Annotated in this window: 13 protein-coding genes; 6 read left to right on the top strand and 7 right to left on the bottom strand. The window is 76.3% G+C overall.

From position 1 onward, the window contains the following. The first annotated feature begins 158 nt into the window (after window positions 1-158). The 5 genes from ACFYWL_RS03770 to ACFYWL_RS03750 all read left to right on the top strand — a co-directional run bounded on the left by ACFYWL_RS03770 (window position 159) and on the right by ACFYWL_RS03750 (window position 7,311). Window positions 159-2,174 carry a beta-galactosidase gene (locus ACFYWL_RS03770; RefSeq protein ID WP_386966913.1) on the top strand — a complete coding sequence of 672 codons (2,016 nt, stop codon included), beginning with the start codon at window positions 159-161 and terminating at the stop codon, window positions 2,172-2,174. A 109-nt stretch (window positions 2,175-2,283) separates the two neighbouring features. After that, entirely contained in the window at window positions 2,284-3,033 is a 750-nt protein-coding gene (locus ACFYWL_RS03765; RefSeq protein WP_386966910.1) for a DUF2993 domain-containing protein, read from the top strand. Beyond that, on the top strand, window positions 3,033-5,213 hold the full coding sequence (locus tag ACFYWL_RS03760) for an MMPL family transporter (RefSeq protein WP_386966908.1): 2,181 nt from the start codon (window positions 3,033-3,035) through the stop codon (window positions 5,211-5,213). Before ACFYWL_RS03765 ends, ACFYWL_RS03760 begins: the two co-directional genes overlap by 1 nt. An 11-nt stretch (window positions 5,214-5,224) precedes the next feature. Beyond that, window positions 5,225-5,920: a response regulator transcription factor gene (locus ACFYWL_RS03755; RefSeq protein WP_386966905.1), complete on the top strand. Its 696-nt coding sequence runs from the start codon at window positions 5,225-5,227 to the stop codon at window positions 5,918-5,920. Next, window positions 5,917-7,311, top strand: a complete 1,395-nt coding sequence (locus ACFYWL_RS03750; RefSeq protein WP_386966903.1) for a sensor histidine kinase — start codon at window positions 5,917-5,919, stop codon at window positions 7,309-7,311. Before ACFYWL_RS03755 ends, ACFYWL_RS03750 begins: the two co-directional genes overlap by 4 nt. A 5-nt stretch (window positions 7,312-7,316) precedes the next feature. Here ACFYWL_RS03750 and kynU read toward each other — a convergent pair whose 3' ends face one another. From kynU to ACFYWL_RS03715, 7 genes are all read right to left on the bottom strand, one after another. Further along, on the bottom strand, window positions 7,317-8,576 hold the full coding sequence (kynU, locus tag ACFYWL_RS03745; RefSeq protein ID WP_386966900.1) for a kynureninase: 1,260 nt from the start codon (window positions 8,574-8,576) through the stop codon (window positions 7,317-7,319). A gap of 165 nt (window positions 8,577-8,741) precedes the next feature. After that, window positions 8,742-9,644, bottom strand: a complete 903-nt coding sequence (locus tag ACFYWL_RS03740) for an STM4011 family radical SAM protein (protein WP_386966898.1) — start codon at window positions 9,642-9,644, stop codon at window positions 8,742-8,744. Further along, window positions 9,641-10,966: an STM4012 family radical SAM protein gene (locus ACFYWL_RS03735; protein WP_386966895.1), complete on the bottom strand. Its 1,326-nt coding sequence runs from the start codon at window positions 10,964-10,966 to the stop codon at window positions 9,641-9,643. Before ACFYWL_RS03735 ends, ACFYWL_RS03740 begins: the two co-directional genes overlap by 4 nt. Continuing rightward, window positions 10,963-11,766 (bottom strand): STM4013/SEN3800 family hydrolase, encoded by an 804-nt coding sequence (locus ACFYWL_RS03730; protein WP_386966892.1) that lies wholly within the window; start codon window positions 11,764-11,766, stop codon window positions 10,963-10,965. The genes ACFYWL_RS03735 and ACFYWL_RS03730 overlap by 4 nt, the downstream gene beginning before the upstream one ends. Continuing rightward, complete coding sequence (locus ACFYWL_RS03725) at window positions 11,754-12,875, bottom strand: STM4014 family protein (RefSeq protein ID WP_386966889.1); 1,122 nt, start codon at window positions 12,873-12,875, stop codon at window positions 11,754-11,756. The genes ACFYWL_RS03730 and ACFYWL_RS03725 overlap by 13 nt, the downstream gene beginning before the upstream one ends. A gap of 1 nt (window position 12,876) precedes the next feature. Then, window positions 12,877-13,824 (bottom strand): STM4015 family protein, encoded by a 948-nt coding sequence (locus ACFYWL_RS03720; RefSeq protein WP_386966886.1) that lies wholly within the window; start codon window positions 13,822-13,824, stop codon window positions 12,877-12,879. Between the two features lie 7 nt (window positions 13,825-13,831). Continuing rightward, entirely contained in the window at window positions 13,832-14,764 is a 933-nt protein-coding gene (locus ACFYWL_RS03715; RefSeq protein ID WP_386966884.1) for an STM4015 family protein, read from the bottom strand. A gap of 186 nt (window positions 14,765-14,950) precedes the next feature. Here ACFYWL_RS03715 and ACFYWL_RS03710 point away from each other — a divergent pair, with 186 nt between their 5' ends. Then, complete coding sequence (locus ACFYWL_RS03710; protein WP_386966881.1) at window positions 14,951-15,454, top strand: hypothetical protein; 504 nt, start codon at window positions 14,951-14,953, stop codon at window positions 15,452-15,454. The last annotated feature ends 55 nt before the right edge of the window (window positions 15,455-15,509 follow it).

Here is a 15,509-nt window from a genome sequence, read left to right as displayed (position 1 = left end):
GGTGTGTTTTTGGTTTTTGGGTGTGGGGGGGGGGGGCGCCCCGGCGCGGGGGGGGGGGGGGCGCGCCCCCCCCGGGGGGGGGGCCGCCCCCCCCCCCCCCCCCCCCCCCCCGGCCGGTGTACCCGGACACCACCACCTCGACGAACGGACGGTGCGGCATGTGGGACGAGGCCCGGCTCCGCTTCGGCGGCGACTGGAACCCCGAGCAGTGGCCCGAGCGGGTCTGGGCCGAGGACGTCGCCCTGATGCGCCGGGCGCGGGTCAACCTCGTCACCGTCGGCGTGTTCGCCTGGTCCCGCCTCGAACCCGCGCCCGGCCGGTACGACTTCGGCTGGCTCGACCGGGCGCTGGACCTGCTCGCCGACAACGGCATCGGCGCGGCGCTGGCCACCCCGACCGCCTCGCCGCCGCCGTGGTTCTCGCTGGCCCACCCGGGCGCGCTGCCGGTGACCGCCGACGGGGTGCGGCTGCACCACGGCAGCCGGGACACCTACTGCGCCGCCGCGCCGGCGTACCGGGCCGCCGCCCGGCGGATCGCCGGGGTCCTCGCCGAGCGCTACGCACACCACCCGGCGCTGGCCCTGTGGCACGTGCACAACGAGTACGGCACCGTCTGCCACTGCGAGCACGCGGCCGTGGCGTTCCGGGCCTGGTTGGCCGAGCGGCACGGCGGCCTGGACGCCCTCAACGACGCCTGGACCACCAGCTTCTGGAGCCAGCACTACTCCGACTGGGCGCAGATCAGCACCCCGCGAGCGACGCAGTACCTGGCCAACCCCGGCCAGCTGCTCGACTTCCGCCGGTTCTGGTCCGACACCCTGCTCGCCGCGTACACCGAGCAGCGGGACCTGTTGCGGGCGGCGAACCCGGCGGTGCCCGTCACCACCAACTACGTCCTCGGCGACTGGGTGCCCGTCGACCACGCCCGCTGGGCCGCCGAGGTCGACCTGGTGGCCATCGACCACTACCCGTCGGCCGTCGACGGCGGGGCCGAGGAGCAGACGGCCCTCGCAGCGGACCTGGCCCGGGGCTGGGCCCGCCACGGCGCGCGCGCCCGGGCCACCGCCGCCGACGGAGCCTGGCTGCTCATGGAGAGCGCCCCGAACCTGATCTACACGGCCGGGCGGATGCACACCAAGGAGCCCGGCCGGATGGCCCGGCACAGCCTGGCCCACGTCGCCCGGGGCTCGCGCGGCGCGATGTACTTCCAGTGGCGCGCCCCCGTCGGCGGGGCGGAACGCTTCCACTCCGCGCTCGTGCCGCACGCCGGCCCCGACAGCCGGGTGTTCCGCGAGACGGTGGAGCTGGGCGCGGCCCTGGACCGGATCGCCGAGACCGACGGCGCGAGGGTCGAGGCGTCGGTGGCGGTCGGCTGGGACGCCGCCAGCGGCTGGGCCCTGCAACACCCGGGCCTGCCGGCGCGGCACCTCAATCACCACGAGGAGGTCGCGGCGGCGCACCGGGCGCTGTGGCGGGCCGGCTTCGGCTGCGACGTGGTGCTGCCCGGCGACCCCGTCGACGGGTACGCGCTGCTGGTGCTCCCGGCCCTCTACCTCGCCTCCGACGCCGCCGCCGCGTGGGCCCGGAGCTACGTCGAGGGCGGCGGGCACCTCGTGGTGACCTGGCTCAGCGGCGTCGCCGACGAGCACGCCCGGGTGCGCACCGGCGGCTATCCCGGCGCGTTCCGCGACGTGCTCGGCGTCCGGGTGGAGGAGTTCCACCCGCTCGCCGACGGCGACGAGATCCCCCTCGCCGGGGGCGGCGTCGGGCGGATCTGGGCCGAGGCCGTCGGGCTCGCCGGGGCCGAGGTCGTCCGCGCGTACGCCGCCGGGGCGCTCGCCGGGCAGCCGGCGGTGACCCGTCACCGCCGCGGCGCGGGCACCGCCTGGTACGTCTCCACCCGGCCCGACGACGAGACGTACCGGCGGCTGCTGACCGACGCGGCCCTCGCCGCCGGCGCGACGCCGACCTGCCCCGCCGCGCCGGCCGGGGTGGAGGCGGTGCGCCGGCGGGGCGCGGCGGGGAGCTGGCTGTTCCTGCTCAACCACACCGACCGGGCGCACCGGGTGCCGGCCGCCGGCGTGGAGCTGCTCACCGGCGTCGCGGTCGAGACGGCGGTGGAGGTGCCGGCCGGGGGCGTCGCCGTGGTCCGGGAGGCCCCCGCCGCCCGCTGACCGTCGGCATCCTTGCGCGGGCGATCCCGCAGGTGGGCCACCTCGAACTCCCACGTTCCTCTCATCGTCCTCGGGTGGTGGGTCCAGGCCAGCCTGTTCTGCTCTACCGGTGCGATTGCGAACTGTCCGGCGGCGCAGAGCCGTCCTGCTGACCGCCGCCTGCGTGGCGGTTCTGCTCTCGGGCGCGGTCGTGGCGGACCGGTGGGTCGCGCGGACGGCCGCGCAGCGGCTGTCCGACCGGCTGGCGTGCGCCGTCGACCTCGACCGGCCGCCCCGGGTCGACCTCGGCGGGTTCCCCGTGCTGCCCGGCGTGCTCACCGGGGAGCTGGGCCGGGTGACCGTGCGGGCCGCCGACGTCACGCGCGGCGACGTGCGGGCCGCCGAGGTGGACGCCGAGCTGTCCCAGGTGCGGCTGCCCGGCGAGCAGCCGGCCCGCGTCGGCGCGCTGGACCTGCGGATCCGCGTCGGCTTCGACGCCCTGCCCGGCGCGGTCGGCGACCGCCCGGTGCGCTACCGGGGCGTCGGCGGGCTGCTCGCCGTCGAGACCACCGCGCCGATGGCCGGGCAGCAGCTCCCCGTCACCGTGCTCGCCCGGCCCGCGATCGACGCCGGCCGGCTCACCGTCACCCCCACCGAGATCGAGGTGTTGGGCATGCGGCGGCCCGCCGGCGCCAAGCTGGTGGAGCGGCTCACCGGCGGCCGTGACCTGTCCCGGCCGCTGCCCACCCTGCCCGCCGGCCTGAGCTGGCAGGGCGTCGACGTCGCCGCCGACGGCCTGCGGCTGCGCCTGACCGGACACGACCTGACCCTGCCCGGGGGCGGCGACGGCCGCCGTTCCGGCGCCTGCGGAGGAGACTGATGCACGCCCGTACCGACGGTTGGACCCACCGGACGCTGGAGCGGCTGGGCGGCTGGTGCGTACGCCGGCCGTGGCGGGTCCTCGCCACCTGGCTGCTCGTCGCGGTCGCCCTGGTCGGCGGCGTCGCCGCCTTCGGCCGGCCGGTCGACAACGACGTGGCCCTGCCCGGCAGCGACGCCCAGCTCGCCCGCGACCTGGGCGAACGCGACGGCGGCGGGCCGGCCAGCAGCGGGCAGGTCGTGGTGCGCGTCGACGCCGGCCGTCTCGACGAGCCGGACCGCCGGGCGGCGCTGGAGCGCGCCGCCGCCGCGCTCGCCGAGGTGGAGCACGTGATTCGGGTCGACGGCGTCGACGCCCGCGCCGGCACCCTCAGCCCCGACGGCCGCACCGGCTACCTCACCGTCCGCCTCGACGTGCGCGTGCGCGACGTGGACAAGGCGCTCAGCCGGGCGGTGCTGGACGCCGCGAAGCCGGCCCGCGACGCGGGCGTCGAGACGACGCCGGGCGGGGTGCTCGCCACGGCGGCCGAGCGGGGCGGCTCCCACACCGCCGAGGCGGTCGGCCTGCTCGTCGCCGCCGTGGTGCTGCTGTTCGCCTTCGGTGGCCTGGTCGCCGCGGCGGTCCCGCTGGTGACCGCCCTGTTCACCCTGGGCTGCGCGCTCGCCACGGTCGGGCTCGCCGGTCACCTGGTGGCCGTGCCGTCGGTGGCCGGGAACCTGGCCACGATGATCGGGCTGGGCGTCGGCATCGACTACGCCCTGTTCCTGATCACCCGCTACCGGGCGCTGCGGGCCGTCGGCACGCCGACCGACGAGGCGCTGGTCGCCGCCATGGGCACCGCCGGCGCGGCGGTCGTGTTCGCCGGGGGCACGGTGGTGATCGCCCTCGGCGGCCTCGCCGTGGCCGGCGTGCCCATCCTCGGCACGCTGGGCTGGACCGCCGGCCTGGTGGTCGTGGTGGCCGTCCTCGGCGCGGTGACCCTCCTGCCGGCCCTGCTGGCCGTGCTCGGCCCCCGCCTCGACGCGCTGCCGCTGCGCCTGCGCCGCCGCGCCGACGGCGGCACCGGCTGGGCCCGGCAGGCCGAGCGGGTGACCCGGCGGCCCTGGCGGTGGGCCCTGCTCGCCGCCGCGCTGCTCGCCGTGCTCGCCGCCCCCGCCGCCACGCTCAGTCTCGGCCAGCTCGACGCCGGCGACGACCCGCCGGGCAGCGCCACCCGCACCAGCTTCGACCTGCTCGCCGAGGGGTTCGGGCCCGGCGTCAACGGCCCGCTCAGCGTCGTCGCCGCCGTCGACCCCCCGGCGGCCGGGACCGCCGACCCCCGGCTCGCCGAGCTGACCCGCGAGCTGGCCGCCACGCCCGGCGTCGCGTCGGTGGCCCCGGTGCGCCTCGCCGACGGCGGCCGGGTCGCCACGGCCGGCGTGCAGCCGGACACCGGCCCCAGCGACCCCGCCACCGCCGCCCTGGTCGCCGACCTGCGCGACGTGCGGGTCGGCGGCGTGCAGGTGCACGTCGGCGGGGCGACCGCCACCCGCGCCGACCTGGCCGACCGCGTCCGGGACCGGATGCCGTGGGTGATCGCCGTGGTCGTCGGGCTGTCCACCGTCCTGCTGTACGTGGCGTTCCGCGCCCCCGTGGTGGCGGTCAAGGCCGCCGTGATGAACCTGGTCTCGATCGGTGCCGCGTACGGGGTGCTGACGGCCGTCTTCTCCTGGGGCTGGGGGGTGGAGCTGACCGGCCTGTCCGGGCCGGTGCCCGTGGAGAGCTACGTGCCGATGATGCTGTTCGCCCTGCTGTTCGGCCTCTCCATGGACTACGAGGTGTTCCTGCTCAGCGCCGTGCAGGAGGCGTGGCGGGCGACCGGCGACAACCGGGCCGCCGTCCGCGCCGGGCTCGCCGGCACGGGCCGCGTGATCACCTCCGCCGCACTGATCATGGTGACCGTCTTCGCCGGGTTCGTCCTGCACACCGACCCCGTGATCAAGATGTTCGGCCTCGGCATGGCCGTCGCCGTGGCGGTGGACGCCACCGTGGTCCGGGGCCTGCTGGTGCCGGCCACGATGGCGCTGCTCGGCCGGGCCAACTGGTGGCACCCCGGCCGCCGACGCCGGCCCGCCCCGGAGCCGGGGAAGGCGGACGCTCTCGCCGGACTCTCATCGAATTCCCAGCCGCCCGTGGTCTGATCCTGGTCGAGATGAACGCCGCCGCCGTCCGGGTCCTGGTCGTCGACGACCAGCCCAACATCGTCGACATGCTCGCCACCGTGCTGCGGTTCCACGGCTTCGACGTGGTGACCGCGACCACCGCGGCCGAGGCGCTGCGCCGCGCCGGGGAGAGCCGCCCCCGGCTCGTCGTCCTCGACGTGCTGCTGCCCGACGGCGACGGGTTCGAGGTGTGCCGGTCGCTGCGGTCCGCCGGCCACGAGATCGGCATCGTCTTCCTCACCGCCCGCGACGCCCCGCGCGACCGGATCGCCGGCCTCACCTACGGCGGCGACGACTACGTCACCAAGCCGTTCTCCGTCGAGGAGCTGGTCGCGCGGGTGCGGGCGGTGCTGCGCCGCATCGGCTCCGCCCCCGTGCCCGCCACCGGCGTGCTCCGCTACGCCGACCTCGAACTCGACGAGGAGACCTGCGAGGTCCGCCGGGGCGGCCACCTGCTGTCGCTGTCGCCGACGGAATACAAGCTGCTGCGCCACCTCATGCTCAACCCCGGCCGGGTGCTCTCCCGCGCCCAGATCCTCGACGCCGTCTGGCGCTACGACTTCGACGGCGCGTCCAACGTGGTCGACACCTACATCGGCTACCTGCGACGCAAGCTGGACCCGCTCGGGCCGCCCCTGATCGAGACCCGGCGCGGCTTCGGCTACGCCCTGCGCGCGCCCGGGTGAACCGGCTGCCGCTGCGCCGCAGCCTGCTGCTCGGCCTGGTCGGGCTCACCGCGACCGCGCTCGTGTCCGCCGGGCTGGTCAGCGCGCTGGCGCTGCACGCCTACCTGATGCAGCGCACCGACGACCAGCTCCGTTCCGCCGCCGCCGTGGTCGCCACCCGGGTGGAGCAGCTCGCCGGGCAGACCCCCGGCACGGTCCGGGCCGCCGTCGCCCCGTCGGACTACCTGGTGGAGATCCGCCACCGCGGCACGCTCACCCGGTTCTCGGCGGCCACCCCGCCGGCCACTCCGCTGCTCGACCGGCTGCCCGCGCCGCCCGCCGACGGTCCGTCGGCGCCGGCCACCGTGGCGGGCGAGTGGCGGGTGGTCACCGTACGCGCCGGCGGCGCCGTCGTGCTCATCGCGTTGCCGCTGGCCCCGGTGGCGCAGACCGTCCGCCGGCTGGTGCTGGTCGAGCTGGCCGGCGGCGCGGCGGTGCTGCTCCTGCTGGCCGGCTCCGCCCGGCTGCTGCTGGTGCGGGGGCTACGCCCCCTGGACCGGATCACCGCCACCGCGACCGCCATCGCCGACGGCGACCTCGACCGCCGGGTCCCCCTGCACGGGGTACGGGTCGACGACCCACGCACCGAGGTGGACCGGCTCACCTTCGCGGTCAACGGCATGCTCACCCGGCTCCAGGCGGCGATCGCCGCCCGCACCCGCTCGGAGCAGCGGCTGCGGGACTTCGCCGCCGACGCCTCCCACGAGCTGCGCACTCCGCTGACCTCGATCCGCGGCTACCTGCAGATCCTGCGGCACGACATGGTCGAGCCCGGCCGCCGGGCGGAGGTGCTGGCCCGCAGCGAGGACGAGGCCGTCCGGATGGGCCGGATCCTCGACGACCTGTTCTACCTGGCCCGCCTCGACGCCGAGCCGCAGCTGCGCCGCGACCGGGTGGACCTGTCGGTGCTGGCCCGCGACTCCGTCGCCGACCTGCTCGCCGCCCAGCCCGGCCGGCCGGCCCGGCTGCTGGCCCCCGCGCCCGCGCCCGTCACCGGCGACGAGCACGCCCTGCGGCAGGTGCTGGCGAACCTGCTGGCCAACGTGCGCGCCCACACCCCCGCCGACGCACCCGTCACCGTCGCCGTCGAGCCCGACGCCGACGGCGTCACGGTCCGGGTCACCGACGGCGGGCCGGGCGTCGACGCCGCGCTCGCCGAGCGGGCGTTCGACCGGTTCACCCAGGCCGAGCCGGGGCGCGGCGGCGGCAGCGGGCTGGGCCTGGCCATCGTCGCCGGCATCGTCGCCGCCCACGGCGGCCGGGTCGGCATCGCGTCCCCGCCGGGCGGCGGGACCGAGGTCTGGTTCGCGCTGCCCGCGCTGCCGAAGGCCATGGAACGTCCGCGCTGCTGACGCCCTCAGGTGACCCGGGACGGCCCGCCCGGCACCCGTTCCCAGCCGCGCCGCTCGGCCAGGCGGCGCAGACGGTCCAGGGCGTCCCACACGTCGACGTGGCGCGTGTACAGGGGCGCGGGCCCCAGCCGCAACCGGTCCGGGGCCCGGTAGTCGCCCACCACGCCCACCCCGGCCAGGGCCCGGGAGATCCGCAGGGCCTCCGGGTGATAGAGGCAGACGTGACTGCCGCGCCGGTCCGCCTCGCGCGGGGAGGCCACCCGGAAGCCGTACGGGGTCAGCCACGCCTCGGCCAGTGTCACGATCAGCTCGCCGAGGCTACGGCCCTTGGCGCGTACCCGCTCGATGCCGGCCTCGGCGAGCACGTCCAGGGCCGGGTCGAGCGGCGCGAGGGCGAGGATCGACGGGGTGCCGACCAGGAACCGGTCCAGGTCGGGTGCCGGGTCGTAGCCGGGACCCATGCCGAACTGGTCGCGCCGGCCGAACCAGCCCTGGATCGGCTGGCGCAGCCGGGACTGCAACTCGCGCCGGACGTACAGGAAGGCCGGCGCGCCGGGGCCGCCGTTGAGGTACTTGTACGTGCAGCCGACCGCGAGGTCCGCGCCGGTGGCGGCCAGCTCGATCGGCACCGCGCCGACCGCGTGCGACAGGTCCCACAGCACGGTCGCGCCGACCTGCCGGGCGGCGGCGTTGACGGCCGCCATGTCCAGCAGCGCCCCCGAGCGGTAGGCCACCGCCGAAAGCACCACCAGCGCCACGTCCCCGTCGAGCGCGGCGCGCAGTTCGTCGAGCCGAAGCCCCTCGTCGAGGTCGGAGGGGAGCAGCCGCAGCGTCAGCCCGCGCGCGGCGGCCAGCCCCTCCAGGACGTACCGGTCGGTGGGGAAGTCCTCGGCGTCCACGAGCACCGTGCGGCGGTCGCCGGCGTCGTCCAGCGCGGCGGCGGCGAGCTTGTAGAGGTTCACCGACGTGGAGTCGGAGACCACCACCTCGCCGGGACGCGCGCCGAGCGCGTGCGCGGCGAGCCGGTCGCCGATGCGCCGGCCCCACTCGATCCAGGTGGGCCAGGACCGGACGAGCCCGCCGCCCCAACCCTCGCGGACCAGCCGGTCCAGGTGCGCCGGGGTGGCCGCCGGCAGCCGGCCGAGGGAGTTGCCGTCGAGATAGAGCAGGTCGTCGTCGGCGATCACGAACCGGTCGCGCAGGTCGGCGAGAGGATCCTCGGCGTCCAGCTCCTTGGCCAGGTGGCGCGGGAAGTCGTCACGCACGTGCAGTTCCCCTCTCCGACCTGCCCCGGCCCCGGCAAACGCCGACCGGCGCAGTCACGGCGGCCCAAGCTAGCCGGCCTGCTCCCCGGGCCGGCCGGCGGCGGGTCGGCGTCCCGGCCGGTGGACGCAACGGCCGGGCCGGACGGTCCGGCGGTCGGCTCCCGGTCAGCCGGGCGGCCAGCCGGCGGGGATGCGTTCCAGCAGCCCACCGGCGAACACGTCGCGCAGCCCGAGCGGCTTGAGGTGGACGTACCCGATGTGGCAGTCGCAGGCCCCGTTCACGCAGGTGCGGGGCCGCAGCGCGGCCCGCCACGAGCCGTCGTACAGGTTGCCGATGGGCTCGTCGACGAAGTGGCAGCGGCGCACCGTCCCGTCGCCGCGCACGGAGATCGCCGTCTCCCCAGCGTGGCAGGGCCGGCCCAGCGACAGGTGTGGGCGCACGCTGTAGCCGAACAGCGGGTCCAGCGCCGTCCAGGACGCCTCCTGCGCGGCGTCGTAGCGGTGGCCCTCGGCGGCGTTGACCCACAGGTACACGTGCGGCGGCAGCGCCGCCCGCAGCGCCCGCGCCTCGCCGAGGTGCTCCGGCAGCCCCACCACCCCGACGGAGAACCGCACCCCCAGCTCGGCCAGGCGGGCGCAGCGGGCCAGGAACCGCTCCCGGGTGACCTGCCCCGGGTGGTACGTCGTCCACAGCGCGGCCCGGGTCGGGTCGGCGTCGGCCAGCCAGTCCACCCGGGCGGCCAGGTTGGTCTGGATGACCACCCGGTCGACGTGCGGCAGGTGCGACAGCGCCACCATCGCCTCCCGGTACCAGCGCCGGGTCAGCCCCTCGCCCCACGGGGTGAACAGCACCGACAGCCGCACGTCGCCGGTCGCGGCCACCCAGCCGGTGAACCGCTCCAGGGCCGCCCGGTCGGCGGCGAGCACGTCCGGCGGGTCGCGCCGCTTCGCGAAGGGGCAGTACGGACAGTCGTAGTTGCAACTGGCCAGGGGACCCCGGTAGAGGACCGCCAGCCCGCTGCCTGCGCCGCTGACCCTGCCCCCGCCGCACCGGTCCGCGTCGTTCACCGGGGCACGTACCCGGTCATCGCGCGGCGCACCCGGGCGGAGGTCAGCCACGGGCCGACGGCGTCGGAGCGGGCCAGCCCGGCCGGGGTGAGCCGCAGCCCGCCGTCGGTGGCCCAGCCCCGCTCGACCAGCCGCCCCAGCTCGGGGAAGTCCTCGCCCGGCGCGGTGCCGAACCGGGCCGCGTAGGCGGGCGCGTCGACGCCCTCGGCGCGCAGCAGCGACTTGAGCAGCCACCGGCGGCGCTGCTCCGTGCCGTCGAGGTGGTAGCCGAACTCGGCGTGCGCGAAGTCGTCGGCCGGGCGGGCCAGATAGTCGTCCAGCACGGCCCGCACCTCGGACACGCTGACCGCGTAGTCGAACGAGTAGTGCAGGCCCGTCGTGTACGACCGCGCACCGCAGCCCAGCCCCACCATCCCGTCGTCCTGGCAGCAGTAGTCCGGCCCGTCCGGCGCGGGCACGTCCGCGCGGCGGAACTGCCGCATCGACTCCTGCCGGTAGCCGGCCGCGCCGAGCACCTCCACCGCCTGCGCGTACAGGGCGAGGCGCTGGGCGTCCCAGTCGGCGCGGGCGTGCGCCCGCCGGCCCAGCCCGGTCAGCGGGCGCACGTACAGCGGGTAGAGGTACAGCTCCTCCGGCCGCCACGCCAGCGCCGCGTCGAGGCTCTGTCGCCACGTGTCGGCGGTCTGCCCGTCGATGCCGTAGATCAGGTCGACGTTGAGCAGCGGGATCGCCGCGTCGCGGATCGCGCCGAGCGCCGCCTCCACCTCCGCGCGCCGCTGCGGCCGGCCCGCGGCGCGGGCCTCGGCGTCGAGGAAGCTCTGCACCCCGATGCTCACCCGCGTCGTGCCGTGCGCGGCGAGCACCGCGAGCCGGTCCGGGGTCGCGGTGGCCGGCGACGTCTCCACCGACAGCGGCACGCCGGGCAGCCGCGCGCCCAGCGTCGACGTGGCGATGTCGAACAGCTCGGTCAGCTCGCCGGCCGTCAGGTACGTCGGCGTGCCGCCGCCGAACGCCACCCGGGCGTAGCCGGCGTCGCCGCCGACGGCGTCGGCGACCCGTTCGGCCTGCCGGCGCAGCTGCCGCAGGTACGCCGTGACCTGCTCGGCGGGCGCGCCGGTGCGGGTGAACAGGTTGCAGAAGCCGCAGCGCATCTCGCAGAACGGCACGTGCGCGTAGAGGAACAGCGCGTCGCGGGGCTCGGCCCGCCACACGTCGGCGAGCAGCGGCCGGGGCCGCAGCGCCCGGTACGACGTCTTGTGCGGGTAGGCGTACAGGTACTGCTGGTACGGCGAGCCGTCGAGGCCCGCGAGGTTGCTGGTCACCATTCTCCCGGTCGCAGGGTGAAGTGGGCGTACGGGACGGTCCACACCACGTCGTGGCCGACCCGGTGGCCGGTGTGGCCGTCCTCCCCGTACGCCGTGCCGTGGTCGGAGCAGACGATCGTGAACACCGGCCGGCCCCGCCCGGTGAGCAGGGCGAACAGCCGGCCCACGCGGCTGTCGACGTACTCCAGGGCGGCGGCGTGGCTGGCCAGGTCGTCGGCGTCGGCGTCGGGCAGGTAGTGCCGGTTGGGCTGGTGCAGCGCCGCGACGTTGAGGAACGTGAACAGCGGCTGCCGCGCCGGGACCCGGGGCAGCGTCTCGGCGAGCCGGTCGAGCTGCGCGTCGAGGCAGCCGGGGGCGGTGACGCCGAACTCCGGCTCCCAGTGCGCCTCGGCGAACAGGCCGGGCAGGACCGACCCGAGCGCGCCCCGCCGGTTGAAGAAGCCCACCCCGCCCAGGCAGAGAGTGTGGTAGCCCTCCCGCGCGAGGGCGGTCGGCAGGTCCGCCGCGTCGAACACCCAGGTGCGCTCGCCGGAGGTCTCGCTGCCGGGGAACGCCGCCGCGTACAGCCGCTCGTGCCGCCCCGGCGCGGCCGGGGTGGGCAGGAAACCGGCGAAGAACGCGTGGTGCGCGGCGTAGGTGAAGCTGGCGGGAGAGTGCCGCCGCTCCCACCGGCCGCCAGGCAGCACCCGGGCGAGGGCGGGGGTACGCCCGGCGGCGGCCAGGCGATCGGCCACGTCGAACCGCAGCGTGTCCAGGGTGACCAGGCAGACGTCGTGGCTTCCGATCAGGTCCCGCACGCGACCACCTCCGCCGCCCGCGTGCCGGACTGCGGGGCCGCTGCTGTGGCGGTAGCCCGCCAGCGTTCCCACCGGCCGCTGGTCAGCGCGTGCACCTGCTCGGCGTAGGTGTCCCGGCCGTCGGCCAGCACCCCGGGCAGCAGGTCGCCGAACGCGTTGACCTCTGCCACCGCGTGCCGCCGCCAGCCGACCAGGAACATCAGGTCCACCCCGACGTGCAGGCTGCGCGGGAAGCACGCCGCGGCCCGTACGCAGGTCTCCATCGCCGCCGACCACGCCGCCGGGCCGGCGGCGGCCCGCAGCTCGGCCAGGTCGCCGCGCGCGTTGCCCAGGTGCAGGTTGGTCAGCGGCCCGGTGGCGGCCCGCACCACCGCGTGGGTGGGCCGCCCGGCGACCACCACCACCCGCACGTCGACGACCCGGTCGCCGAGCCCCGCCTTGGGCAGCCACCGCTCCACGTGCAGCCCCTCGCCGGCGATCCGGTCGACCAGCGCGGCGACGGTCGCCTCGTCGTCGTAGGCGCGCACCCGCAGCGAGTTGAACAGCCCGTCGGGGGCGACCTCGATCGGGGTGACCGCCCGCACGCCGCGCGGGCCCACCGCCAGGGCCAGCACCCCGGCCGCCGACGAGCCGTGGGCGGGCTTGACGAACACCCGCGCCCACCCGGCGGCGGCCATCGCGGCCCGCAGGGACGCATACCCGTCGACCCCGGGCAGCGCCGCCGGGACCGGAACCCCGGCGGCGGACAGCCGCGCGTGGCAGCGGCGCTTGTCGCACAGCGCCGCCACGTCGCCGGGGTCGTTGAGCAGCTTCGCGCCGCCGGCGGCGACCCGGGCCAGGCCGTCGACCAGCCCGGCGTACGCGTCGGCGAGGCCGACCAGCTCGCCGTGCCGAGCCGGGACGGCCGCCCGCCGCAACAGCCGGTCCACGTGCGGGTCCTCGCCGGGGGAGTCGACGCGCACCAGCGCGCCGGCCGGCGGCGGGGCCGCCCCGGTGAGCACGTCGGCCCAGGGCAGCACCGCCGGCCGGGGCAGCCCGGCGGCGAGCACGGCGGCGGTGAACAGGCCGACGCGGCGGTTGTCGGGGTTGCCGACGACGGTCAGGCGCATGTCACTCCGACACCGCCGTGTACCGGTGCTCCTCGTCGTCGTCGATGTCGGGCGCCTGCGGGTCGGACACGTCCAGCGTCACGCCGGGCAGGGCGGCCCGGACCGCCGCGACGACCTCGTCGGAGACGTAGTGGTGGCTCAGGTCCAGCTTCGTGAGGTGGGTCAGCGGCTGCCCGCCGGCCAGGGCGAGCGCGCCCCGGTCGGACAGCGTGCCCAGCGACAGGTCCAGCAGCTCCAGCCGCCGCACCACCGGCGCGGTGGCCAGGGCCTCGGCGATCTCGTCGGCGTGCTCGGCGTTGCACAGCCCGAGCCGGCGCAGCGCGGGGAACCGCTGCCCGGCCAGCAGCGGAGCCAGATCGTCGACGGTCGTGTCGCCGCCGTAGTATTCGACGCCGAGCCACAGCTCCAGGTCGGTCAGCGCGGGCAGCTCGGAGTCGAGCACCGCGCGGACGAAGTCGCCGCTCAGGCCGCCGCTCTCCACCTCGAGGCGGCGCAGCCGCTCGTGGCGCACCGGCGAGAAGCGGAAGTCCTCGCCGCCGCGCACCCGCAGCGCCTCCAGCTTCGGGTACGCGGTCAGCAGCCGGCTCACGTCGCCGACCCGCATCCAGGAGATCTCGCACTCCTCGCTGAGGATGTCGCCGAGGAACAGCGCCCGAAGGTTCGGCAGGCGCGGCGCGGCGGCGCAGAGCTGGTCGATCGGGGCGACGTTGAACGCCGCGTACCCCCAGGCGCCGACGACGAGGGCCTGCACGGACTCTCCGGCGGCGTCGACGAACCGGTCGAACGCGTCCCGGAAGCCGGGGGAGAGCTTCTGCTTGCTGCTGCCGTCCCAGTCGGGGTGGTCGATGCGCCAGGCGACGGGCCCGTCGACGGCCGGCAGCGGGCCGTCGGCGGGGACCTGGACGACCCGGAGGCCGGCGAAGGACTCGGCGTGCGACAGGACGCTCATGGCAGCCTCACTCCCCGACCGCGGTGAAGCGGTATTCGCGGCCGTTGTAGACGTCGGCCTTCTGTGGCTCGGACAGGTCGACCTCGACGCCGGGCAGGGCGGCGACGACCCGCCCGGCGGCCTCCTCGGACAGGAAGTGGTGGTGCAGGTCGAGGCGGCGCAGGTGGGTCAGCGGCCGACCGGCCAGCAGCGCCTCGGCCCCGGCGTCGGTGAGCACCCCCTTGGACAGGTCGAGCACGTCCAGCCGCTCGACCACCGGCGCGGCGGCGACGGCCGCGGCGACCCGGTCGGCGCCCTCGGCGTTGCACACCGCGAGGCGGCGCAGGGCCGGCAGCCGGGTGCCGGCGAGCACCTCGGCGAGGTCGTCGGTGGTCGTGTCGCCGCCGTAGTCGGACCGGCCGAGCCACAGCTCCAGGCGCTCCAGGGCGGGCAGGTCGCAGCCGCCGACGGCGCGGACCACCGCCCCGGGCAGCCCGCCGGTCTGGAAGACCAGCTCCCGCAGGCCGGCGTGGCGCACCGGCGTCAGGTGCAGCTCGTTGGCGCCGCGCACCCACAGCGCCTCCAACGACGGGTACGCCGTCAGCAGCCCGGTGATGTCACCGTGCGTGAGCCAGGAGATCTCGCACTGCTCGCTGACGAGGTCGGCGAGGAAGACCGCCCGCAGCGACGTCCACCGCTGCGCCGCCTCGACCAGCAGCTCCACCGGCAGCGCCCGCTCGTACGCCGAACCCCACTCGCCGATCACCAGGGCCCGCACCGCGTCGGCGGGCACCTCGTCGCGCAGGGCCGCGACCAGGGCGGCGAACTCCTCGGGGTCGGCCTCGAAGTCCTCCACCTCCAGCCGCCACGCGACGGCCGACGGGTCGTTGGGCAGTTTGATCCCAGGGGTGAAGGGCAGCACGGGCAGCCCGGCGAACGACGACAAGTGGGAGCGGAACACGCCAACCTCCGGCTCGACTGGTGCAGCGGCGGCGCGACCGTAACAGGCCGTGCCGACAACCTGGTCACCGACCGACCCGCAGTCGCCTGTATCTAGTCATGAGCGTCGATGTCTGGTAGAAATCCTGCAAGGCCGGCCCCCTGAACCGCAAAAATCCAACCCTTCTCACGGCGATACGGGAGAACCATGTCCACGACCCGCCCCACGCTGCGCCGCCGAGCGGTGACCCTGCTCGTCGCCGCCCTCGCGGCCCTCGGCGTCACGCTCGGCTTCGCCAGCCCCGCCCTGGCGATCACCCACTCCAGCGCCGCGTCCCAACTGTCGGCCGCCGGCATCTCCTGGACCTCCAGCGGCAACTGCAGCGACCGCTACACCCCCACCTGCACGTCGTTCGACGGCATCCGACAGGCCACCATCGACGGGATCATCACGTTCAAGCGGGTCAGCGGCTGCGCGATCACCATCACCGCCGGCACCGAGGTCGGCCACGCCGACGGCACCTACAGCCACTGGAACGGCTACAAGCTCGACATCGGCCTGACCACCTGCGCGCAGAACTACATCTCGGCGCACTTCGCCTACGTCGGCTACATCCCCGGCTTCGGTTACCAGTACCGGTCCGCCTCCGGCAACCTGTACACCAAGGAAGGCAACCACTGGGACATCCTGTACTACACCTGCGGCTGCTGACCTCGTACGCCGACAGCCGCCGCCCGGCACGACATCCACCCGCCGGGCGGCGGCT

Origin of the sequence: Micromonospora sp. NPDC002575 (assembly GCF_042889525.1) — a bacterium.
Taxonomy (GTDB): Bacteria; Actinomycetota; Actinomycetes; order Mycobacteriales; family Micromonosporaceae; genus Micromonospora; species Micromonospora carbonacea.
The sequence above is the reverse complement of the archived record's forward strand: the minus strand, read 5'-3'. Positions and strand labels throughout refer to the sequence as shown.